Source organism: Stenotrophomonas sp. STEN018 (genome assembly GCF_056760235.1).
In genome coordinates this window covers 25,290-48,078 of record NZ_JBRREK010000011.1, presented here as the reverse complement: position 1 = coordinate 48,078, position 22,789 = coordinate 25,290, and the positions used below count along the sequence as shown (strand labels likewise).

Here is a 22,789-nt window from a genome sequence, read left to right as displayed (position 1 = left end):
GCTACAGCAAGCCGGGAATCAAACGTTTGGTGCGCGCCGCATAGGCGCTGTAGGCGGGCCCGAAGTGGGCTGCCAGGAAGCGTTCCTCCTGACGCAGCTTGACCCAGAACGAGGCGAACACGATCGCCACGGCGATCACCCCACGCCAATCTCCAATCATCAAGGCGGTGCCGCTGAACATCAGCAGGAAACCGCTGTAGATCGGGTTGCGCACATGCGCATACGGCCCGCTGCTGATCAACTCGTGCGCCTGCTTGATCTGCACATTGCCGCTCCAATTGCGGCCCAGCTGCCAGCGCGACCACAGCGCGAGTGCGGCACCGGCCACACACAGCAGCAGGCCCAATGCGTATATCGGCAACGAATGCGGCACAAACTGCTCACGCAGCCAGCTATGGCCGAACCAATGGCCCGGGCCCAGTAGAACTATCGCGATGATCAACGGCAGCCAATACGCCAGGAACTGCCTGGCGCGCGACTCGCTACGGGTCACCTGCTTGGCGCGCAGTGCGGTGATGGCCCAATAACCAAGCACCACGGCCCAACACAGCAGCAGGCCGAGATGGAAGACGGCTGGCATTGGCGACTCCGTCGTTGCAGAACTGGCACTCAGTTTGATCCGCGCCGCGTCACCTGCCCGTGAGTTGGATTGGCTGTGGGCAGGGCCGCGCGTTGCGCCTCGAAGCCTCCTTCCTCCGAGCCTCTGGAATCAGCGGGGGCGTTGGATGAAGCAACGGCGCCTTGCGGCGCCGTTGTTGTTACAGCTTACTTCCAGCGCGACTTGCCGCGGATGTAGCGCGCTGCATCTTCCAGCGAAGTAGGCAGGTATTCCGACCACAGGTTCGGTGGGTAGGCGTTCTGGTAGGTGTCGTAGACGTCGCGGAACAGATCCATATGCACGACAGGCTGGCGCTTGCGCGCGCGCAGCTCGGCAATCGGCACGCGGCCCAGCACCAGGGTTTCTTCCTTGCTCTGCGCCTCGGCGACGATCTTGCCGCTGGGGTCGTACAGGGCGGTGCCGCCTGAACCCGGGTCGTCGAAGTAGGGGCCGTTATCCGGCGAGATCGAGTTGTTGACGATGGACGAGTAGACGCCGTTGTACATCGCGCAGGCCGCGACATCCATGTCCGAGAAACCACCCGAGGCAGTACGCAGGAACACTTCGGCGCCCTTGAACGCCATCGCCCGGAACAGCTCCGGCTCACGCTGGGTGGAGCTGGTGCAGATATTGCCCAGCGGCGTGCGGGTCACCGGCACCACCGCATCGCGGCCGTACATTTCCACGTAGCGATCGAGCACGTCATACGTGGTGGTTGTGAACAGTTCGAAATCAGGGAAGGCGCCCTTGAGGTTGCGCGCCTTCCAGTGCTTGTCCACGATCTCGCCCTTGTCGTTCATGATCGTGGTGATCGACAACACGTGGCCCGGCCAATCCGGATCGATGGCGTAGGCGCCGAACACGATCCAGGTGCCGTATTGGCGTGCCTTCTTGGCGATGGCTTCGGTTTCTTCGCCGGGGATGGTGATCGCGAATTTGAGGATTTCATCGCGGGTCCACTTGCGCCAGCCGCTGAGCGGGAACTCGTGGAACTGCAGCAGATCGGGCTTGGCGTGGTAATGCGCCTTGTCGATGAGCTCGAGCATATGCGCCAGGTTGCGCTTGCTGCCCGCCTTCCATTCCTTGGCATCGAAGCTGTGCACGCGCGATTGCACCAAGCCCAGGGTCCATGCCGGCTTGGTCAGTTCAACCGTGGCGTAAGTGCCATCGGTGCGCTCGTTGAGCGCGCCCGGCCCCTTGCCCATGGCCGCTTGCGCAGGTGCCGGGGTGCCAAGCAGGGCGGGGCCGACGGCGCCGAGTGCGGCCAGGCCGGCGGCGCTGCCGAGGAAATGTCTGCGGGTGTTGCTCATTGCTTGCCTCGATGGATGGGCGGCGTGGATCATCTTGGTTGCAGTTGCAGTTGCAGTTGCAGTTGCAGTTGCAGTTGCAGTTGCAGTTGCAGTTGCAGTTGCAGTTGCTGTTGCTGTTGCAGTTGCTGTTGCTGTTGCTGTTGCTGTTGCAGTTGCAGTTGCAGTTGCAGTTGCTGTTGCTGTTGCTGTTGCTGTTGCTTCTCCCGCTTGCGGGAGAAGGTGCCCCGAAGGGGCGGATGAGGGGAGCTTTTAAGGCGTTAAGAGCTTCCAGGATTTTGGCCTGCTTGCTAGAAGCGTCCCCTCACCCCAACCCCTCTCCCGCAGGCGGGAGAGGGGCCTAAGCAGCAGATCAGATCGGGTCGCCGTTGAAGCTCTCGCCCTTGATCTTCTGCCAGTCGCGGCTCACAAACTTCTCGTCAATCTGCGTGCGCTGCACCAGTACGCCGCGCTTATACCAATGCCAGATGCGGTTGCGCAGCTGGCCGCAGTCGGACAGCTGGATCATTTCGTACAACTCCAGACCGTCCTCCCCCTTGCGCTGCCAATACAGCATCAGCGTGCGGTGATGGTCGTCTTCCGGAATTTCGGTGCACCAGCCGTAAATCAGCTCATTGTCGAAAATGATGCGGCCGAACAGGTAGGACGTCGGGAAGTCGCGGACTTCGGTCTTGCCGTCCGCCCAGCTGTAATGATTGGTCTGGTGGTACGGGGCTTTGTCGTCGCCGGTGATGCGGCAGATCAGGCGCGACTTGTGTTCGTCGATCTTGTCGCCGTTGGCATCGTAGTAGCGGTACACGCCATCCCAGACGCCCTCATGGCGGGCGAGGGCGGGCATGTGCTTGGCCAGATCGGTCATGTGCTTTCCTTGGTTGTGGTCTTTGATGGGCGACGCTGTTGCGTCTTACTGGTCGCGAAGTTCATCCATGACTTCTTCCATCGGCACGTCCATAGCACCGCTTTCCAACACCTCGGTTTCCTGCTGCACGATGCGCAGCACCCGGGCGATGTATTCCTTCATCCACAGCGTGCGCTGTGCTTCGGCCTCACGGTCCGGGCGGAACTGGTCCAGTTCCTCGCGGCTGAGCAAGCCTTTCTGTTCGATCAAGCGTTCCAGCGCGTCCAGGCGCTGATGGGTAACGGCGTTCTCCATGGCGATGGCCATGGCGATGGACAACACGCGCTCCACGTCCGGGTCCTTGAAGAAGTACGGACGTTTGCCACGGGCGCGGCTGCCGGCCAGGGCGATCGGATCGATGCTCATGCTTTCCACGCTCCAAACATGGTCCACAGCGCGGCGCGGCCGTGGTCTTCGCCGCTTTCGCTGGCGACCGGGAAAATGTCCCGGTCAACCACACCACGGACCTTGGTTTCGAAATAGCGCTCTGCGTCAAAGCCGGCCGCAGCCATCATCTGGCGCAGGTCGTACTCGTGCATCACGCTCCAGAATGGCTCGTTGTTGTTGTACGCATCCCAGTCGCGGATGAACTGCTCGTAAGGGTCCATGCCGTGGTACTGCGGCTGCTCCAGATGCGCGGTCAGGCCGCCGCTGGCAAGCAGGCGCTGGATCTCGCGCAGCTTGCGCGGCATCGCCGTGGAAGAGCTCTCATGCCAGAACATGGCAGTGGTGATCAGGTCGAACGAACCATCCGCATAGTCCAGCGCTTCACCATTGGCCTGGCGGAACGTGATGTTGTTGACGCCAAGCGCACGGGCGCGGGCATGCGCATAGCGCAGCATCGGCGCGGCTACATCGATCGCGATCACTTCGGCATCGGGAAAGGCCTGCGCCAGCGGCACGATGTTGTGGCCGACGGTGCAGCCGATATCGAGGATGCGGCGCGGCTTGAAGTCGGGATGCTGTTCCTGCAACCACTGCGCCAAGGCCTGACCGCCGCCGTCGTTGTAACGGCCAAGCATGCCGCCGGTGGTGGCGAAGATGCCGCAGTCGTAGTTGGCCGCGGCGGACACGTCATCGGCCAGCAGCTCGGTGTGATAGCCGCCGGGCATGCAGTGGATGTCGACCGCGCTGGAATAGCGCGGCACCTGTACCGAGGGATCGAGTTGCAGGCCATCGTCGCTGGCGTTGAGGGCGCGGGTCTTTTCGATCAGTGCATCCACCTGCTTGAGCACCAGGCCGCGACCGGCCTGCTGGCGCATTTCCATGCTGCTGCGGCGCAGGGCGCTCCAGGTCTGGTAGATCGCATCGCCGGCCATCGCCTTGCGCACTTCATGTCGGGTTTGCGGGGCGCGGCCCTTTTCTTTTTCGAACGCCGGTTTTACCCGAGCTTCGTAGGCGACCTTGACCTTGGGACTGAGCTGGGTGGCCAGGTAGCCATTGAGGTTGGCCAGGAAGTCGAAGCGCGCGGTGTCGTCGAGCGCGCTGTCAGGGAACACCGCGTGGCGGCCCACGTGCTGCCAACTGGGGGGCAGGGCTTGCTGGCTCATGGCGATTCCTCGGAAGGCTTCAAGTTCTAAAGTTATATCTATATGTCATGCAGGTCTGGTCGGGGTCAAGCGTCGGTTTGATACCTGCGCCACGGTCCCCGCGGCGGTGGCTGCAGCCCTGCTGACACATCCCGATTCCCGAATTTCTCAAATGTCCGGACAAAAAGCCAGTGCCGATTTTCATGCTCCGATCGGAAGCTTTTTTGTTGCGAAGCAACATCTTGCGCAGTCTCGCCAGTGGCCCGCGCAGCAAGGTTTTCATGCCGCCCAGCGCTGCCGGGGGATCGCCGACATAGGTTCTACAAATGATTGGACAATCATGTACTAATGATATAGCTATATGTCATCTTCGATGGGTCAGCAGGCCTGTCTTCCGTGGTCCGGAGCAGGCCAAGGCACTGGCTTCATCGCTCCATTTCAACCGGGGGTTGGACGTGATTCGAATGTCATCGGTTTTGCTGGCTGCTGCAATCGCACTTTCGCCACAGGCAAAAGCGCTGGATCTGCGGTCTGAAACGGGCAGCGTTGAAGCAATGGTCAAGCTGCGCTGCTCGCTGGACCCCAAGCAGGAAGAGATCCTGTGGTGGGCTGGCACCTTGTTCGCGCAGGAGCCCGGCAAGAAGGCCGCGCCGTTGATGGGCTTCGAGGGCTACAACATCTGCCGTGCCGAGAAGCAGGCAGATGGCGTGTGGCGCCTGTACACGCGTGAGCTCACGTTTTACCGCGATCTGAAGACCGGCAAGATCATCGACAGCTGGGACAACCCGCTGTCCGGTGAGCGCAATGAGGTGGTGCAGGTCGCCAATGACCCGGTCAACACCGTGCTCAACGCGCCGGGCCGCCCGCTGCAGCTGCCATGGGTGGAAGCCGGCGAGCAGGTGATGCTGACCCTCAACATTCCGCTGGCCTATCCCAACCCGCTGCAGCCGGCCGAGTTCCCCGCCGAATCCAGTGGCCCCACCTATATGGGCTCGGAGCACTTCATGTTCTTCGCGCCACGCGCGGATCTGGAGAACCCGGCGCTGAAGAGCGTGCCGGTCACCTATGGCTGGACCCGCATCGGGCCGTGGCTGCCATGGATGAAGCTGGGTATGCGCCCGGGCAGCCTGTTGTACATCGCGCAGGGCAACAAGCGCGCATCGGTCAGCGAACTGCCGGCCGATATCCAGGAACTCGTGCGTAACCGCTACCCGGAATACGCACGCGCACCCGAAACCTGGGTGCAGCCCAACGTCACCAGCTGGAGCGCCTACAAGCAGCTCAAGCAGGGCGCGGCGGCGAAACAGCAGGACTGAAGTACGGAAGCACTGGACGGAACCCTCCCCCAAGACGGCGCATCCATCCTCCCAATCCATTCCGATCACACTTTGCAGTCGGGAACTCCATGAAAATCATCAAGCCAGACCTGCTGTGCTCCTCGATCGCCCTCGCACTGATGTTGTGTGCAGGCACCGCCGCGGCCGAAGCCGCCGACGAATCGGGCGCTCCGCCGGCCGCCAATAGTGACTCCGTACAGAGTCTTGACCAGATCACCGTGACCGCGCGCGGTGTGTCCGAGCCGCTGCAGCAGATGCCGCTGCCGATCACCGCCATGTCCGAGCAGACCATCGAGAAGAAGGGCCTGACCGATGTGCGCGACATCGCCAATCTGTCGCCGAGCTTCTCGTTCAAGTCCGGCTATGGCCGTGGTTTTGACCGCCCGGTGATCCGCGGTATGTCCAACATCCAGGGCGAGGCCAATGCCTCGTTCTTCATCGACGGAATCTACGTTGAAGGTGATATCTCCAGCTACGGGCTGGAGAACATCCAGCGCGTGGAAGTTATCCGTGGTCCGCAGTCGGCGGCCTTCGGTCGCCGCACCTTCTCCGGCGCGGTCAACTTCATCACCAAGCGTCCTGGCAGTGCGCCGGGCGGCAAGCTCACCCTGGGCGCGGGCAACTACGGCCAGGAAAAGATGGGCCTGTTCTATTCGGGCGCGAATGAGGACGGCTCGTTCGGTTACGACGTCAGCCTGAACAAGCGTGGCAACGATGGCGTGTTCTACAACAACGCATCGGGCCGCAAAGACCTCAATGGCACCGAGACCATCAGCGGCATGGCCGCCATCGCCTGGTCGCCGACTGATTCACTGGACATCACCGCGCGGGTGATGAAGCAGAAGAGCCGCGACCAGCACTTTGCCGCCGCGCGGCTGGGCAGCAACAACCTCAACTGCTACCTGCCCGAGTACACCGGCGGCCTGTACTTCGGTCTGTACCCGATCCTGGAATCGCGTCGTCGCGGCTACTACTGCGGTGAGCTGAAGGAACCGTCGGACTACGCGCTGAATACCAGGGAATTCGAGACCGCCGGTTATTTCTCCGGCCGCAAGACCGACCTGCTGCGCACCAGCGTGGTGGTCGACTATCTGTTCGCCAACGGTTGGAACCTGACCTCGACTTCGGCGTACAACAAGAGCGAAACCTACGCTGCCAGCGATCAGGATTACAGCGCCATCCGTGGCTACGGCGGTGCGTTCGAAAGCTTCGCCAACAGCGGTGTAAAGAACTGGTCGCAGGACATCCGCCTGACCACCGACCAGAACCTTGCAGTGTCGGGCATGCTCGGCGCGTACTACTACGAGCAGAACGCGCAGCCGGGTTGGGGCGGCGACCTGACCGGCTACACCATCGGTGGCAACAAGGTGGTCACGCCCATCCCGACCAATCCGGACGACCAGACCGTCAACAAGGCGCTCTACGGCCTGATCAACTGGCGCATCAACGACCAATGGACCACCTCGCTGGAAGGCCGCTATGCGCGCGATGAAATCAGCAAGGGCGGCACCGATGTGCGCGTGCTCGGCGCCAACACCTATCGCCAGACATATGCGCTGGACAAGACCTTCAGCAGCTTCACCCCGCGTTGGACACTGAGCTACCAGGCGCGTGAGAACGTCAACCTGTACGGACTGGTCTCCAAGGGCAACAAGCCCGGTGGCTTCAACACCGACGTCTACCGCGCCGACTTCCGCGAAGCCGACCGCGACGCACTGATCGCACGTGGTTTGAACACGTACAAGGAAGAGGAGGCCTGGAACTACGAGCTGGGCATGAAGAGCGATTGGCTGGACGGCACCTTGCGTGTCAATGCCAATATCTACCAGATCGACTGGACCAACCAGCAACTGACCGAGACTGGTCCGGTGATCCGCAAGAACGGCTCGCTGTTCTCCACCAGCTACACCACCAATGTTGGTGAATCGCGCATTCGCGGTTTCGAACTGGAAAGCCAGTGGGCGTTCGCACAGGGTTGGCTGGCCAGCCTGGCGTACTCGTACACCGACGCCGAGATCCTGAAGTTCCTCAGCCAGGACCAGGCCGATCTGTTTTCCAGCAGCAAGGCGCCAACGCTGGCTGATCCGGCCGCCGATGCTGCCGGCGCTACCCTGCCACGCGTGCCCAAGCACAAGGCAACGCTGGGCTTGATGTATGACGGTGCGCTGTCCAATGGTTGGGAATACACCGCCAACATGGATGTGAACTACGAAGGCAAGCGCTACATCCAGGTCGACAACCTGGCCTATATCGGTGCCTCCACCCGCACCAACTTCCGTTTCAGCATCCGCCCGACCGAACAGCTGCAGGTCTCGGCCTACGTGACCAACGCGTTCAACGACCGCACGCTGGAAGACGCACAGCGCACCATCAATCCGGATGCTTACATCGCCGTGCCGGCAGTGCCGCCGTTGACCGGACTGGCGGTGACCAACCTGCGTGATTTTGGTTTGACGCCTTCGCTGCCGCGCATGTACGGCGTTGAGGTCAGTTACAAGTTCTAAGGGTTTGCGTGCGCAGGGAGGGCGCGTCGCGCCCCTCCAGCCTGCGCTTGGTTGGCTTTACCGATACACCATCAGATCGCCATTCCCGCCTGCGCGGGAATGGCGGCATTTGAAGCAAGAAAAAAAGCAACAACGAAGCAAAGCAAAAGCAAGCAACGCAATCTCGCAAACCAGCACCTCCGCAGGCAGAAGCAATGCAACGACGCGATTTCATCAACGGAGTTTCCGCCATGGCCGCACTTTCGCTGCTGCCCAGCATGCTGCATGCCAAGGTGCCTACCAGCGATGTCATCGTCGTCGGCGCTGGCCTGGCAGGTCTGTCTGCCGCCCACGCCCTGGAAGCCGGTGGTGCTCGCGTCACCGTGCTGGAAGCCAATCCGCGTGTTGGTGGCCGTCTGCAGACCGTGGTGCGTAACGGCATCCGTTTTGAAATCGGCGGTGTCGAAGTAGGCACTGCCTACGAGCGCGTACACGCCCATGCCAAGCGCGTCGGTGTCGGCATCGTTCCGCCGTCGGTCGCCTTGCCTACCGCCGCTGGGCTGGGCCTGGCCATCGGCGATACGCTGGTGCCGGCAAAATCGTGGGGCGAAAGCCCGCTCAATAGCTTGCAGGGCCGCGAGCATGGCTTGCTGCCGCCGATGCTGCTGGCCACCGCGATGGCTGAGCTCGGCCTGCCGGCGCTGGACAGCTGGCGCGACCCTGACAATCTCTCGCTGGATATCCCACTGTCACAGTTGATCGCCAGCAAGGGCTGGTCGCCGCAGGCGCTGCAGTGGATGGACATCGGCAACAGTTTCTCTTCGCTGCAGACCATCAGCGCGCTTGATGCACTGCGCCGCGATGCACTGCGCCGGTTCGGCTCCAAGGGCACGGGTTGGGTGCAGGGCGGCAGTCAGGCGCTGCCCGAGGCGATGGCTGCTTCGTTGTCGCAGGCGCCGGTACTCGACGCTCAGGTCACCCGGGTCGAATCCGCGCGCGGCATGCTGGACGTCCGTTGCGCCGATGGCCGCCGCTTCCGCGCCGCGCATCTGGTGCTGGCCCTGCCCAGCGGCCCGCTCAGCCGCATTGCGATTGATCCGGCGCCGCCGGTCGCGCAGCAGGAAGTCTGGTCGGCACGGCGCTCCAACGCCGTCACCACCATCCACCTGCAGCCCACCCGCAAGTTCTGGGAAGACGATGGCCTACCGCTGTCGCTCTGGGGCGATGGCCCGCTGCAGCGCGTGTTTGCCGTGCCTGGTGCCGATGGCCAGATCAACCGCCTGATCGTCTGGCTCAACGGCGCCATGGCCAAGCATGCCGACCAGCTTGACCGCGAGGCCCGCTTCGGCTGGGCCATCAATGCCATGCAGCGGCTGCGGCCGGCGTCCAAGGGCGCGCTGCTGCCGCTGGAGACCCGCAGCTGGGGCAATGATCCCTTGTCCGATGGCGCGTTCTCCGAGATTGCCCCCGGCTATTTCGCTGAAACCCTGCGCTGGGCCAACACCCCGTTCGGGCGCATCCACTTCGCCGGCGAGCAGACCGAGCTGCAGGTTCCGGGCATGGAAGCGGCCGTAACGTCGGGCGAGCGTGCAGCTGCAGCAATTCTTTCGGCCTGATTGAACTACCTTATCCCCTACCTTCCGGGCGCGGATGCGCCTTCCAGAGACAGTAATGAGCCTGAAGACACTGAACCCCTACGATTTGTTCGACGTGCGTTCGCTGCTGAGCGAGGAAGAACGCGCTGTACAGGATTCCGTTGCCCGTTTCACCGATGAGCGCGTGCTGCCGATCATAGGCGACTGCTTCGACCAGGGTCGCTTCCCGACCGAGCTGATCGGCGAGATCGCCCACATGGGCCTGCTTGGCAGCTCGCTGCCGGAACAGTACGGCGGCGCCGGCTTGAACAGCGTCAGCTACGGCCTGATCTGCCAGGAACTGGAGCGCGGCGATTCCGGCATCCGCAGCTTCGTCTCGGTGCAGAGCTCGCTATGCATGTACCCCATTTACGCCTACGGTTCGGAAGAGCAGCGCATGCGCTGGCTACCGGACATGTCGCGCGGCAAGGTGATCGGCTGCTTCGGCCTGACCGAGGCCCATGGCGGTTCCGACCCGGCGGCGATGAAAACCCGCGCGGTGAAGGACGGTGGCGACTGGGTGATCAACGGCTCCAAGATGTGGATCACCAATGGCTCGGTGGCCGATATCGCCATCGTCTGGGCCAATACCGACGAAGGCGTGCAGGGTTTCGTCATCGAGAAGGGCACCCCGGGTTTCACCACCCAGGAAATCAAGCACAAGATGAGCCTGCGCGCCTCGGTCACCGGCGCACTGTTCTTCGACAACGTACGCGTGCCTGACGCCAACCGCCTGCCCAACGTGAAGGGCCTGAAGGGTCCGCTGGGTTGCCTCACCCAGGCCCGCTACGGCATCACCTGGGGCCCGCTGGGCGCCGCGATTGCCTGCCTGGACGAAGTGCTGGCCTATACCAAGGAGCGCATCCTGTTCGGCCGCCCGGTTGCGGCTACCCAGAGCGCGCAGATCAAGATGGCCGACATGGCACGCCGTATCACTGCCGGCCAGTTGCTGGTACTGCAGCTCGGCCGTCTGAAGGACGCCGGGCAGATGCAGCCGCAGCAGGTCTCGCTGGCCAAGTGGAACAACTGCCGCCTGGCCATCGACATCGCCCGCGAATGCCGTGACCTGCTCGGCGGCGCCGGCATCACCACCGAGCACGGTGCGATCCGTCATGCGCTGAACCTGGAGTCGGTGATCACGTACGAAGGCACCGAGACCGTGCACCAGCTGGTGATCGGCCGCGAACTGACCGGCATCAACGCGTTCTGATGATGGACGGCCTGCACAGCACAATGCAGGCCGTCTGCCTGCGGCAGATTCCGCAAGGCTTGCCGCAGCTGCAGGATTTTGAAACGCAGCAGCTGCCGTTGCCGGTTGCCGGTGACGGCCAGTTGTTGGTGCAGGTGCAATGGTTGTCGCTGGACCCGTTCCTGCGCGCGCAGCTTGGTGGCCGCTATGCGTTGCCGTGCCCGCCGCTGGGCAGCATCGTGCCGGGTTATGGCATCGGTACGGTAATCGAAGATCGTAGTGGTCGTTTCGCGTCCGGCAATGTCGTGACCGGCATGACCGGCTGGGCCGAGCAGACCGTACTGGATGCAAACACTACCTCGCTGATCGATGCGACGCTGGCACCGGTCAGTACCGCGGTTGGCGTGCTGGGTATTCCCGGGCTCACGGCGTGGGCCGGTGTGCGCAGAATTCTGCAGCCGAAGGCCGGACAAACCATCCTGGTATCCACCGCCGCTGGTGCGGTTGGCAGCGTTGTTGGCCAGTTGTGCAAGGCTGCAGGTTGCCGCGTGGTTGGCATCGCCGGCAGCGCGCAGAAGTGCGCCATCGTCACGGACGATTTCGGTTTCGACGCCTGTGTCAGTTATCGCGATGCGGATTTCGGCAAGGCCTTGCGCGCAGCCTGCCCGGACGGCATCGATGGCTACTTCGACAATGTCGGTGGCGCCGTGCTGGAAGCGGCGCTGTCGCTGCTGCGTCTGCATGCACGCGTGGTGCTGTGCGGGCTCAGCGATCAGTACAACCGTGCCGAGCGCCCGGCCGGCCCCAATCTCGGGCCGGTGATCGGTGCACGCGCACGCATGGAAGGGCTGGTGGTCTATGACCATCTGGCCGACTTCGCGCAATGCCGCAGCGAACTTGCGCAGATGATCGCCGCCGGCGCGCTGCGCTACCGCGAACATATTCACGACGGGCTGGCCACTGCGCCGGCTGGTTTCATCGGCCTGCTCAATGGCGACAACCTGGGCAAGGCGCTGGTACGGCTCTAAGGAACACGCATGACCCAGATCCAACGCCGCTTCGCTTCCGTCAACGGACGGCAGGTGCACTACCGTATTGCCGGCAGCGGGCCGGCGCTGCTGCTGATCCATCAATCGCCGCAGAATTCGCGGATGTGGGCGGCGATGCAGCAACGCTATGCCGATCGCTATACGGTGATTGCGCCGGATACACCTGGCTTCGGCTATTCCGATGCCTTGCCCGGCAACCCGATGACGATTGCCGAGTTTGGTGCGGCCAGTCTGGAGTTTGCCGACGCCATCGGCCTGCAGCGCTTTGCGGTATTCGGCATGCATACCGGCGGGCTGATAGCGACCTGGTTGGCCTGGGCTGCGCCCGAGCGTGTTGCCGCGTTGATGGTGGATGGTTATGCGGCTTTCACTCCGGCAGAAAGCGCATTGTATGGTGATGCCTATCTGCCGCCCTTCGTGCCGCAGTGGGATGGCTCGCACCTGCGTTGGCTGTGGTCGCGCATGCGCGAGCAGAAGTATTACTTCCCGTGGTACGACGGCCGCGCCGAAGCGGCGATGACGATACCGCCACAGACCACTGAAAGCACCCGCGAAACGGTGATGGATGTGCTGGATGTCGGCGACACCTATCGCGCCGGTTATGCGGCGGCGTTCCGCCACAACGATCACTTCTGGCTGCAGCAGCTGCAGATGCCATCGTGGCTGGTCTACCGCCACGGCGATCCGCTGTTGGCGCACAAGCCGCGTCTGCATGATCTTCCCGTCAACGTCACCGTGGTTGAAGAGCCTGCAGGCATCCCGGCGATGCTCGACAGCATGGATGCGTGGTTGGCGCAGACCTTGGCTGCCGAGCCGGCCTTCGTTGCTGGCAGCGCTGCTGCAGCGGCGAACAACAGCTGGCAGCGACGCATCATCGCCACCGCCAGCGGCGACATGGCGGTATGGGAGCGGGCAGGGCAGGGCCAGCTGCGGCTATGCCTGCATGCGCCCGGCACCCGGCCGCTGGTGCCGCAACAGCTTGATGTCGATGACAGCGCGTGCGTGCTGCCGGATCTTCCCGGCCACGGCGCGTCCTGTGAAGGTGATGCTGGCTTGGATGCCGCCAGCATGGTCGCGGCCTTGTTGGACGCATTGCGCGAAAGCGCCGAGCTGCCGGTGCTGATCGAGGCGCATGGCGCTGCTGCTGGTTACGTTCCTGCGCTGGTGGATGCGCTGGGCGCGCGTGTCAGCGAAGTCGTGCTGCATTCGCCGTGGCTGCTCAACGTTGAAGAACAGGCGCTGCTGCTGCAGAACCTGCCGACTACCGTCATCGACCGCGCGGGCGGCTATCTCTGCGATGCCTGGCAATGGGAGCGCGAGCGCCACCTGTTGTGGCCGTGGCTGGCGCCAAGCGCTGCTGCGCGCCGCCGCGTGGACGCACCTGCGCCTGCGTTGGTGCATGCCAATGTTGTTGAACTGCTGCGCCTTGGCAGTCGCCTGCATGGCCTGCTGCGCGACGTCACCGCGTCGGACCTGGCAGCGCGCCTGCGCGCCTTGCCGGTACCGCTACGTGTGATCACTGATACCGAATCCGATTACCAGGGGCGCGCTGCCGCCCTGTCTGCCTGAGCCGAAGGACCCCCATGAGCAACGACACCGCAACCGCCGTCATCGCCACGCTGCAAGCCAGCTGGGGTGGCAGCATCGTCACCGATGCCAGCGAGCTTGAGTACTACGCCACCGACGTCTATTCACAGGGTAAGCCGCTGCTTGCGGTGTTGCGTCCGAATGACGCGCAGCAGCTGGCCGCTGCGGTCAAACAACTTACCGACGCCGGTGTTGCGGTGATCGCGCGCGGCGGCGGCATGAGCTATACCGGCGGCTATACCGCCGCACAGAGCTCCAGCGTATTGGTGGATACCAGTTCGTTGGACAGGATCGTCGAGATCAATCTTGAAGACGCCTACGTCGTGGTCGAAGCCGGTGTCACCTGGCGTGCCCTGAAGGATGCGCTGGATACCAAGGGCGTGCGTACCCCGTATTTCGGGCCGATGTCCGGCTCGCATGCCACGGTTGGCGGCGGCATGTCGCAGGGCGCGATCTTCCACGGTACCGCGCGCTACGGCTGCTCGGCCGATGTGGTGTTGGGCCTGCAGGTAGTCACTGCCAATGGCGACATCCTCACCACCGGCTCGGCCGCGGCTGCCAACACCACGCCGTTCTTCCGCTGGTATGGCCCGGACCTGACCGGCCTGTTCCTGGGCGATTGTGGCCTGCTCGGCATCAAGACCCGGATCGTGCTCAAGCTCATCCCCAAGCATGCGCATATCGACTATCTGTCCTGGCAGTTTCCGACTGCCGAAGGCCTGTTCGGCGCACTCGGTGTGCTCTCACGCCACGGACTGGCCAGCGAAACCGCGGCCTTCGATCCGGCCCTGACCCGCGTGCGCATGCGCCGCGCCGGTCTGTCGAGTGACGTCAAGGCACTGACCAATGTGATCAAGAAGGGCGGCCTGATCTCCGGCCTGAAGCTGGCGGTGAAGGGCCGCGACATCGTCGATCAGGAGCAGTTCTCGCTGCACATCACCCTTGAGGGCGACAGTGCCGCGGAAGTGGCCGACCGGGTCGCGCGTGCGCGCAAGCTGGTGGCTGAGTTCGGTGAAAGTATCGAGCCTTCGATCCCCAAGATGATGGCTGCCAACCCGTTTGCTGCCTGGAACTCGATGCTGGGCCCGCAGGGCGAGCGCTGGGCGCCGGTGCATGCGCTGGTGCCGCACTCCAAGGCCAGCAGCATGTTCAACGCGCTGCAGGCGCTGTTCGCCCGTGAGCAGGAAACCATGGACAAGCACGGCATCTTCATCGGCACCCTGCTGTCCAGCGTGGGCGCGCAGACCGTGGTGATCGAGCCCTGCATCTACTGGCCGGACAGCCACAATGCATTCCACCAGCGCACGGTTGATGCCGATCACCGCGAGCGTATCGGTTGCCCGGGTGAACACCTGCAGGCCCGCGCCGCCGCCGACACGCTCAAGCGGCAGATCGCCGACACCATGCGCGCGCATGGCGCGGCCAACCTGCAGCTGGGCAAGTTCTACGACTACCGCGCCGGCCGCGACCCGGCCGCGTTGGCGGTGCTGGACGCCGTCAAGGCCCAGCTCGACCCCAAGGGCCTGATGAACCCCGGCGTGCTCAGCCGCTAAGGAAGCCTGAGCCCCTCTCCCCCCGGGAGAGGGGTTGGGGAGAGGGTAGGCGCAGCCTGTCGGGCAAACCGCCATCACCCCAATAACCCCCAACCCACGGCCAGGCCCAACGCCTGGCCGTTCGCGTAGGTGCCGCTGCAACTGTCCAGCCTGAACCCTCCGTGCTTCCATGACTGGCCGGTTTCCGTACCATCGGCAACAATATGCCGGCCTGATCCCACCCGGACGGCCCACGTTCGATGTAGATCGAACCGCCACCCGCATCCACCGAGACACCGTGAAAACACCCCAACAACTGCAGGTACTGATAGACGACGGCGTCATCGACGAGGTTCTGCGCCCGCTCAAGAGCGGCAAGGAAGCAGCGGTCTATGTCGTCCGCAGCGGCGATGAAATTCGCTGTGCCAAGGTCTACAAGGACATGGCGCAGCGCAGCTTCCAGCAGCGCGTGCAGTATCAGGAAGGCCGCAAAGTACGCGGCAGTCGTGAGGCCCGTGCCATCGGCAAGGCCAGCAATTACGGCCGCAAGCAGCAGGAAGCGGCCTGGAAGAACACCGAGGTGGACGCGCTGTACCAGTTGCGCGACGCCGGTGTGCGTGTGCCGGAACCATTCGGCTATTTCCATGGCGTGCTGGTGATGGAGCTGGTGACCGACGCCGAGGGCTTCAGCGCCGCGCGGCTGGGCGAAGTGGAGCTCAGCGCCGAGCAGGCCCGTGAGTTCCACGCCGTGCTGGTGCAGCAGGTCAAGCTGATGCTGTGCTGCGGCCTGATCCACGGCGATCTGTCGGCCTACAACGTGCTGGTCGGCCCGGATGGTCCGGTGGTGATCGATTTCCCGCAGGTAGTCAGTGCCGGCGGCAACAACGCCGCCCGCACCATGCTGCTGCGCGACGTCAACAACCTCACCGCCAACCTTGGCCGCTGGGCACCGGAGCTGTTGGAGACCTGGTACGGCGAAGAGATGTGGGAGCTGTTCCAGGCCGGCGAGCTGCTGCCTGACACCGTGCTGACCGGCGAGTTCACCCCGGACGAGCATGCAGTGGACCTGGACAGTGTGCGTCACGCCATCAACGACGCCCGCGAAGAAGCCCTGATCCGCCAGCAAGGCCGCGAAGCCGCCGCCGAAGAAGACTACTGAGGGTAGTGCCGAGCCACGCTCGGCAGAGGCTCTGTAGGAGCGGCGTAAGCCGCGAAGCAGGCTGCGCCCGAAAGGCCACAAAAGCCGACCCCTCCCCAACCCTCCCCTTTGCTGCGCAAAAGGGAGGGAGCAGAAGCATGTAGTGCCGCGCCCCGCGCGGCAGAGGCTCGGTTGGGGCGGCGTAAGCCGCGCAGCAGGCAGCGCCCGCAAGGCCCCAAAAGCCGACCCCCCCCCCCCCCCCCCCCCCCGGGGGCCCCCCGCGCCCCCCCCCACTACGGAGCAGCGCTGGCCTCACTCATCGCCAAGCGATGATTCCTCGCGCGGATCGGCGAGTAGAAAAGAATCATCACCCGCAGCGGAAGTAACCCGCGCAGTACCACCATTACGCAGCTCCCAATGCCAGCTCTCATAGCGGGTAGTGAGGGTGCCGCGTACGTAACAGGGCCCGTGCAGGAAGAAATCATGCTCCTGACGTGGGGTGATCAGCACAGCATGGCGGAAGAACGCACGCAGCTGCTGCGCATCAGGTTTGAATCCATCGCACAGCAGCGCATCGCGCTCATTGTCGACGCCACTGCCGGTGACCACGATGTTCGACAATGCGCCCAACGGGCCTGGGCGAGTTGCGCATGCGCCCAGTAGCAGCACCCCCAGCAACAACAGGCTGCGACCGATCAAGCACGAAGCGCTCGGCGTCGGGATGAAAGCACGGGAGATTCCATTCCTCACGGTGATGTATCCCCTTCGGCCTGCAACTGGTAGTGGCCTGGCGCACCCAGCACCACATTGAACACACGCGGCTCCAGCGAATAGGCATGGACCAGATTGAGCTGCAACGCTGCGTCGCTCAGTACGACGGTGCCGCTTCGGTTGGGACACGACCAGAAGCTGTCCGATGCTTCAGCCAATGGCAGCTTTGCAACCGTCGCGAAGGGCTTTCCGGGTGCCGGTGCGCTCAGCCACTCAATCCAGACGCGGCAGGACACGTGCTCGAAGCCAACATTCTCCAGACGCACCCGATAAACCCCTTGCTGCTGCCCTGACTGCCAATGGCCGGCAGTGACGATGGCCAGCGTTGCAGCCTCATCCGCGGTATCGGCCGCAACAGCCGGCGTAGCCGCAAGCAGCAAGCACAGCAGCATGGAATGACTATTCATGTCAGAGATCGTCCTTGGGAATCGAGTGCGTGCTTCACGCAGGCGTGTACCCGCCCGCGAGCCGATGATAACGAATCAGGACCTTGAATCGGGCTGCCAGCAAGTGGTGGCATGGATGAAGCCATGGCAGCGGAAATCTGGTCCTTCGCAGGAAACCTGGGCGGTAACCCGTGTTGCGTCCTTTGCGAAGCTATAGCAGGCCACAGAGACCTCGCCGTTTACGCTCAATGCTGGCGCTGCAGGTGCTCCGTAACGAAGCGTGAGCGTGCTCTGGAGCAGCTCACGGCAGGGATCGAAGTCCAGCTCCGAACTGAAAACAAGCTGTTCCAGGATATGGTTGGGCTCTTCCGTACATGCCTGCACCAGATCCGTTTCGATATCGAATTCCTGGCCCAGCATGAAACCGTTGAGTAGAGGCATGTGGACCCGACGACCTGCAATTCAAAGATGGCAGGTCGAGTGTATTTGGCGAGGCCAAACTGTGAAAGCGGCCCGGACCGCCGCACGTAGTGCCGAGCCATGCTCGGCAAAGGGCCTTCCAGGCGATTGCAGGAGCGGCGTAAGCCGCGAAGCCGATAGAAGAAGGCGCCAACCGCTACAACCGACTGATCATCTTCAATCGCACCTGCGCCGCCGCCACATCATGTCGCTTTGCCGCCATCACGCATAGATGATCCAGCAATGCCTGCGGCTGCAGCAGCAATGGATCGCCTTGATCCAGACGCAGTGCCAGATGCCCCCACCAGAACGGGTGGCCATCCAGATAGATTTCATAACCGACGATGTAGCGATGCGCATCCATCTCAGGTGCCTACATGTACGCGGTCGCCGACATCGCTGCAGCACAGGTGTTCCAGTGCCAGCTCCATGGCCAGCACATAGCTTTGCGCACAGTAGCCCTGGGCGATGCCAAGACGATGGCCAAGATGTTCCGGCAGGCAGGACTGCGGCGCATCGCTGGCGTCCTCGTGAACTTCCACGTAGACATTGCGCAGGCGCGGCAGTAGGCGCTGCAGGCGCAGGCTGTGCACGCAGGCCGCCGGTGCGAGCAGGATCACGTCGTCCGGGTTGTGGTCGGCCGCGCAGAGTGAGTCCAGCAGCTCCTGTTCAGAGCGGCAGTTGCGCTGCGCCACGCTGATGCCGACATCGAGTGCGCGATGCACCAAGGCATTCATGACCGGGCTTGGCAGCGGCACAGCAGCCTGCAGCTGCGCATCACTGGCATCGGGCCCACGTACGATGAAGATCGCCATGGCTCAGGCACCCTGTCCGTTGCTGAGCAGGCGGGTGGTGATCGCCAGCGACAAACGTCGCGCTTCGTCGGTGCCGGTACTGCAGACCACCACCGCGGTGGCCGCATGGTGGGGATGCAGATGGGTTTCCAGCGTATCGGCATCATTGCTGGCGATTTCTATATACGGCGCCGGCAGGGCGTCCAAGGCGTTGCACACAGTGCGGCCATGCAATGCCCATTGCGTATCGTCGGTGGCGCTGTTTTCAATCAGCACCCAGTCCGGCGCTTGCTGACGCGCGTTGTGCAGGCATTGGGCCAGCGCCGGCAGTGAGCCGCAGTGCAGGCAATGCAGTGGCTGTCCGGCGAGTTGTGCAGGCAGCAGGGACGCATCCGGCACTGCTGGGTTGCGGGTATGCCGGATCAGTAAAACGCTCATGTAGCACCACGTTCAAGCGCCATGCGGCGCGGTGGTGCCACGATGCGCCGCTGCGGCATCAAATCGCCATGGTGGGTGGGCGCGGCGGCGTAAAGTCTGCGTAGCAAAGCTTACGGTCGGGGTTCGGCAGTCGCTGGGAACTTCGACCGGCCTTGGCGGTCAGTTGGCTAACCCCGGAGTTGGTGATTGGCCATGAATGAGACCGCGTCCGTTGCATCGCCGCATCCTGCCGTGGCCTGGATGCGCCGCGAAGTACTGCCCTTGCTGGTGATGTTGCTGCTGCTGTTCGCCGCCCGCGACAGCCTGGCCAATCACTACCAGGTGCCCAGCGGCTCAATGCAGCCGACCCTGCAGCCAGGTGACCGGGTGGTGGTGGATATGCGTGCGTATGGCCTGCGCCTGCCGTTCACCGATGTGCAGCTGCTGGCAGGGCAGGCACCGCAGCGTGGTGATGTGGCGATATTTGATTCCCCGGCCGATGGCACGCGGCTGATCAAGCGGGTGGTCGCCGTCGCTGGTGATCGTGTGCAGCTGCATGATGGCTATCTGTCCATCAATGAGCAGCCGTTGCGCCAGGACGTGGCACGGGAGATGTTCGGCAATAAGCAGGTGCAGCTGGATCTGAGTGATGGCGGTGGCCCTGACATCAACGGCATCACCATTCCGGCCGGCAAACTGCTGGTGGTGGGTGACCATCGCGGTAACAGTTTTGATGGTCGCTTCTTCGGGCTGGTGGATGCCGATACGGTCTATGGCAAGGCGCTGGCGGTGTATTGGCGGCGCGGGGAAGGGCCGGAGTGGCGGCGGTTGTAGCTATCGATGGCGAAGAAAAAACCGGCACGGAGACGTGCCGTTTTTTTTGGCCTTTGTTTTTTTCTTTTGTGGGAGCGGTGTCAGCCGCGAAGCTGTGATCAATACAGCCATCTTTCTGTTTGCCATTGCATCCATGCAGTTCGCCGGCACCACTGGCTTCGCGGTTGACACCGGCCCCACAAAGTCCTTGCTGTATTGGTAATACCAATTGTCCTCACTAACCCTATGGTCTAATAGGATCTTCGCGGAAACGGCGATTCAATCGCGTCTCGCTGGTCGAGTTGCTTGGATAGTGGTAATACCAATATTCACGACCACGGCAACCCCACCTGCGGGTGGGCCGCCTTTCGCCTTTGACGAGAACCTGCATGCAGCCCTGGGAACAACTGTACGACCCCGCTGGTAACCTCTGGCTGTCCAGCCTGATCGCGCTGTTGCCGATCGCTTTCTTCTTCGTCGCCCTGGCCGTGCTGCGCATGAAGGGCTGGCTGGCCGGCACCATCACCGTCGCCATCGCGCTGGCGGTTGCGCTGCTGTTCTATCGCATGCCGGTGTCGCAGGCCCTGGGCGCAGCCGGGTTCGGCTTCCTGTACGGGTTGTGGCCGATCGCCTGGATCATCATCGGTGCGGTGTTCCTGTACAAAATCGCGGTCAAGACCGGCCAGTTCGCCATCATCCGCGCCTCGATCCTGTCGGTGACCGAAGACCAGCGCCTGCAGATGCTGATGGTCGGCTTTGCCTTCGGCGCCTTCCTCGAGGGTGCGGCCGGCTTTGGTGCACCGGTGGCGATCACCGCCGCGTTGCTGGTTGGCTTGGGCTTCAAACCGCTGTACGCCGCCGGCCTGTGCCTGATCGTCAACACCGCCCCGGTGGCGTTCGGTGCGATGGGCATCCCGATCATCGTCGCTGGCCAGGTCACCGGGCTGGATGCGTTCGAGATCGGACAGATGGCCGGACGCCAGCTGCCGTTCCTGACCATCATCGTGCTGTTCTGGATCATGGCCATCATGGATGGCTGGCGCGGCATCAAGGAAACGTGGCCGGCAGTGTTGATCGCCGGTGGTTCCTTCGCCATCGCGCAGTACCTGACCTCGAACTTCATCGGTCCGGAGCTGCCGGACATCACCGCGTCGCTGGCTTCGCTGGTGTGCCTGACGTTGTTCCTGCGCCGTTGGCAGCCCAAACGCATCTTCCGCTTTGAAACCGAAGCCAGTGCTGATGCTGCCGCACAGGCATCGGCTGCACCGCGTTACAGCGCTGGTCAAATCGCCAAGGCGTGGTCGCCGTTCCTGATCCTCACTGCGATGGTGACGTTGTGGAGCATCAAGCCATTCAAGGCCTTGTTCGCTGGCGGCGGCCCGCTGGAAAGCTGGGTATTGAAGCTACCGGTGCCGGGCCTGGACCAGCTGGTGCAGAAGATGCCGCCGATCGTGAACGCGCCCACCGCCTACGAGGCCGTGTACAAATTCGATGCGTTCTCGGCCACCGGCACCGCGATCATGCTGGCGGCGGTGATCGCCATCATCTACCTGCGCATGCCGGTGCGTGCGGCGGTACGCACCTTCGCTGAGACCGTCAATGAGCTGAAGATGCCGATCTACTCGATCGGCATGGTGCTGGCGTTCGCCTTCATTGCCAACTACTCCGGCTTGTCGGCGACCTTGGCACTGGCGCTTGCACATACCGGCAAGGCCTTCACCTTCTTCTCGCCGTTCCTGGGCTGGCTGGGCGTGTTCCTGACCGGTTCGGATACCTCGTCCAATGCCTTGTTCTCGGCCTTGCAGGCGACTACCGCGCAGCAGATTGGTGTGTCCGAAGTGCTGCTGGTCGCCGCCAACACCACCGGCGGCGTCACCGGCAAGATGATCTCGCCGCAGTCCATCGCCATTGCCTGTGCGGCGGTGGGTTTGGCCGGCAAGGAATCGGACCTGTTCCGCTTCACCGTCAAGCACAGCCTGATCTTCACCGTGATGGTCGGCCTGATCACCACCGCGCAGGCCTATTGGTTCACCTGGATGATTCCCTGAGCCATGGCCGCGCGCATCCGCCAACGCCGAGCAGCTTCGGGCCACAATGTCGGCATGAGTACGCAACGTATTTCCGACAAGGTGGCCGCGCAGCTGCGCGTGCTGGTGGACGAACAACAACTGCAGCCGGGTGACCGGCTGCCTTCCGAGCGCGCACTGGCAGTGCAGCTCGGAGTCTCGCGCACCGCGCTGCGCGAAGCGATTGCCCAGCTCGGCAGCCAGGGCCTGCTGGTGGCACGGGTTGGCGGTGGCACCTATGTGGCCGAGCCGGCTGCACGTGCGCGTCAGGCCCTGGATGAACCGCTGGTGCCGTATCTGCCGCTGTTCCAGGGCGATCCGGAATACCGTTTCGATGTGCTGGAGATCCGTCACGCGCTGGAAGGCGCTACCGCGTGGCATGCCGCGCTGCGTGCAACCGACGAGGACCGCGCACGTATCGCGCAGGCCTTCCAGACCATGATGGATGCGCATGGCAAGGACGATCCGGGCGGCGAAGCGCGTGCCGACGCCGCTTTCCATCTGTCCATCGCCGAGGCCTCGCACAATCTGGTGTTGCTGCAGGTGATGCGCGGCCTGTTCGAGCTGCTGCAGACCAATATCTCGCAGAGTCGTGAAAAGCTCTACACCGCATCAACGACCTTTTCTCCCCTGTCCGACCAGCACCGCGAAATGATGGATGCAGTGCTGGCTGGCGACCCCGAGCGTGCGCGTGCCGCAGCGCATACCCATCTTGAGTTCGTGCACACAACGCTGCGCACGCTCGATGAAGACGAGGCGCGACGTGCCCGTGCTTCGCGGCTTCCTTCCCCCCACGGTTGAC

The 22,789-nt window shown here is 63.2% G+C and carries 23 protein-coding genes; 12 read left to right on the top strand and 11 right to left on the bottom strand.

All coding sequences use genetic code 11. The annotated features are described in order from the left end of the window. Position 1: 1 nt before the first annotated feature. Together ACVOMB_RS06350 and ACVOMB_RS06345 are read right to left on the bottom strand one after the other, a co-directional pair. Complete coding sequence (locus ACVOMB_RS06350) at positions 2–580, bottom strand: methyltransferase family protein (RefSeq protein ID WP_481530411.1); 579 nt, start codon at positions 578–580, stop codon at positions 2–4. A gap of 185 nt (positions 581–765) precedes the next feature. After that, on the bottom strand, positions 766–1,908 hold the full coding sequence (locus tag ACVOMB_RS06345) for a nitrilase-related carbon-nitrogen hydrolase (protein ID WP_481530410.1): 1,143 nt from the start codon (positions 1,906–1,908) through the stop codon (positions 766–768). A gap of 34 nt (positions 1,909–1,942) precedes the next feature. Between ACVOMB_RS06345 and ACVOMB_RS06340 the strand changes: the two genes are divergently transcribed. Beyond that, positions 1,943–2,161: a hypothetical protein gene (locus ACVOMB_RS06340; protein WP_481530409.1), complete on the top strand. Its 219-nt coding sequence runs from the start codon at positions 1,943–1,945 to the stop codon at positions 2,159–2,161. A gap of 96 nt (positions 2,162–2,257) precedes the next feature. Here ACVOMB_RS06340 and ACVOMB_RS06335 read toward each other — a convergent pair whose 3' ends face one another. From ACVOMB_RS06335 to ACVOMB_RS06325, 3 genes are read right to left on the bottom strand one after another with little or no spacing between them, the layout of a single operon-like run. Continuing rightward, positions 2,258–2,764, bottom strand: a complete 507-nt coding sequence (locus ACVOMB_RS06335; RefSeq protein ID WP_481530408.1) for a hypothetical protein — start codon at positions 2,762–2,764, stop codon at positions 2,258–2,260. Positions 2,765–2,809: 45 nt separating this feature from the next. Then, positions 2,810–3,169 (bottom strand): hypothetical protein, encoded by a 360-nt coding sequence (locus ACVOMB_RS06330; RefSeq protein ID WP_481530407.1) that lies wholly within the window; start codon positions 3,167–3,169, stop codon positions 2,810–2,812. Next, positions 3,166–4,353, bottom strand: coding sequence for a class I SAM-dependent methyltransferase (locus ACVOMB_RS06325; RefSeq protein WP_481530406.1), 1,188 nt, complete (start codon positions 4,351–4,353; stop codon positions 3,166–3,168). The genes ACVOMB_RS06330 and ACVOMB_RS06325 overlap by 4 nt, the downstream gene beginning before the upstream one ends. Before the next feature lie 443 nt (positions 4,354–4,796). Between ACVOMB_RS06325 and ACVOMB_RS06320 the strand changes: the two genes are divergently transcribed. The 8 genes from ACVOMB_RS06320 (at position 4,797) to ACVOMB_RS06285 (ending at position 16,302) form a co-directional block, all read left to right on the top strand. Continuing rightward, positions 4,797–5,648: a DUF1838 family protein gene (locus ACVOMB_RS06320; RefSeq protein ID WP_481530405.1), complete on the top strand. Its 852-nt coding sequence runs from the start codon at positions 4,797–4,799 to the stop codon at positions 5,646–5,648. A gap of 89 nt (positions 5,649–5,737) precedes the next feature. Continuing rightward, on the top strand, positions 5,738–8,173 hold the full coding sequence (locus ACVOMB_RS06315; protein WP_481530404.1) for a TonB-dependent receptor: 2,436 nt from the start codon (positions 5,738–5,740) through the stop codon (positions 8,171–8,173). Between the two features lie 194 nt (positions 8,174–8,367). Beyond that, positions 8,368–9,768: a flavin monoamine oxidase family protein gene (locus tag ACVOMB_RS06310; RefSeq protein WP_481530403.1), complete on the top strand. Its 1,401-nt coding sequence runs from the start codon at positions 8,368–8,370 to the stop codon at positions 9,766–9,768. 55 nt (positions 9,769–9,823) lie between these two features. Then, on the top strand, positions 9,824–10,996 hold the full coding sequence (locus ACVOMB_RS06305; protein WP_481530402.1) for an acyl-CoA dehydrogenase family protein: 1,173 nt from the start codon (positions 9,824–9,826) through the stop codon (positions 10,994–10,996). Further along, positions 10,996–12,003 carry an NADP-dependent oxidoreductase gene (locus tag ACVOMB_RS06300; protein ID WP_481530401.1) on the top strand — a complete coding sequence of 336 codons (1,008 nt, stop codon included), beginning with the start codon at positions 10,996–10,998 and terminating at the stop codon, positions 12,001–12,003. The genes ACVOMB_RS06305 and ACVOMB_RS06300 overlap by 1 nt, the downstream gene beginning before the upstream one ends. 9 nt (positions 12,004–12,012) lie before the next feature. Further along, the gene (locus ACVOMB_RS06295; RefSeq protein ID WP_481530400.1) at positions 12,013–13,593 is read left to right on the top strand and encodes an alpha/beta hydrolase; all 1,581 of its coding nucleotides are present in this window, start codon (positions 12,013–12,015) and stop codon (positions 13,591–13,593) included. Positions 13,594–13,607: 14 nt separating this feature from the next. Then, positions 13,608–15,164 (top strand): FAD-binding oxidoreductase, encoded by a 1,557-nt coding sequence (locus tag ACVOMB_RS06290; protein WP_481530399.1) that lies wholly within the window; start codon positions 13,608–13,610, stop codon positions 15,162–15,164. A gap of 277 nt (positions 15,165–15,441) precedes the next feature. Continuing rightward, positions 15,442–16,302, top strand: a complete 861-nt coding sequence (locus ACVOMB_RS06285) for a PA4780 family RIO1-like protein kinase (protein ID WP_481530398.1) — start codon at positions 15,442–15,444, stop codon at positions 16,300–16,302. 291 nt (positions 16,303–16,593) lie between these two features. Here ACVOMB_RS06285 and ACVOMB_RS06280 read toward each other — a convergent pair whose 3' ends face one another. The 6 genes from ACVOMB_RS06280 to ACVOMB_RS06255 form a co-directional block, all read right to left on the bottom strand. Then, complete coding sequence (locus tag ACVOMB_RS06280) at positions 16,594–17,031, bottom strand: hypothetical protein (protein WP_481530397.1); 438 nt, start codon at positions 17,029–17,031, stop codon at positions 16,594–16,596. After that, positions 17,028–17,459, bottom strand: coding sequence for a hypothetical protein (locus ACVOMB_RS06275; RefSeq protein ID WP_481530396.1), 432 nt, complete (start codon positions 17,457–17,459; stop codon positions 17,028–17,030). The genes ACVOMB_RS06280 and ACVOMB_RS06275 overlap by 4 nt, the downstream gene beginning before the upstream one ends. 75 nt (positions 17,460–17,534) lie before the next feature. Beyond that, positions 17,535–17,879: a hypothetical protein gene (locus ACVOMB_RS06270; protein WP_481530395.1), complete on the bottom strand. Its 345-nt coding sequence runs from the start codon at positions 17,877–17,879 to the stop codon at positions 17,535–17,537. A 175-nt stretch (positions 17,880–18,054) separates the two neighbouring features. Continuing rightward, on the bottom strand, positions 18,055–18,261 hold the full coding sequence (locus ACVOMB_RS06265) for a hypothetical protein (RefSeq protein WP_481530394.1): 207 nt from the start codon (positions 18,259–18,261) through the stop codon (positions 18,055–18,057). Between the two features lies 1 nt (position 18,262). Beyond that, the gene (locus ACVOMB_RS06260) at positions 18,263–18,712 is read right to left on the bottom strand and encodes a 3-dehydroquinate dehydratase (RefSeq protein ID WP_481530393.1); all 450 of its coding nucleotides are present in this window, start codon (positions 18,710–18,712) and stop codon (positions 18,263–18,265) included. A 3-nt stretch (positions 18,713–18,715) separates the two neighbouring features. Continuing rightward, positions 18,716–19,129, bottom strand: coding sequence for a hypothetical protein (locus tag ACVOMB_RS06255; protein WP_481530392.1), 414 nt, complete (start codon positions 19,127–19,129; stop codon positions 18,716–18,718). A 192-nt stretch (positions 19,130–19,321) separates the two neighbouring features. Here ACVOMB_RS06255 and lepB point away from each other — a divergent pair, with 192 nt between their 5' ends. From lepB to lldR, 3 genes are all read left to right on the top strand, one after another. Beyond that, the gene (gene lepB / locus ACVOMB_RS06250) at positions 19,322–19,942 is read left to right on the top strand and encodes a signal peptidase I (protein WP_481530391.1); all 621 of its coding nucleotides are present in this window, start codon (positions 19,322–19,324) and stop codon (positions 19,940–19,942) included. 368 nt (positions 19,943–20,310) lie between these two features. Continuing rightward, the gene (gene lldP, locus ACVOMB_RS06245; RefSeq protein WP_481530390.1) at positions 20,311–21,969 is read left to right on the top strand and encodes an L-lactate permease; all 1,659 of its coding nucleotides are present in this window, start codon (positions 20,311–20,313) and stop codon (positions 21,967–21,969) included. Positions 21,970–22,023: 54 nt separating this feature from the next. Further along, a complete protein-coding gene (gene lldR / locus ACVOMB_RS06240) occupies positions 22,024–22,788 on the top strand; it encodes a transcriptional regulator LldR (RefSeq protein WP_313171288.1) in 765 nt (254 codons plus the stop codon). Position 22,789: the final 1 nt, after the last annotated feature.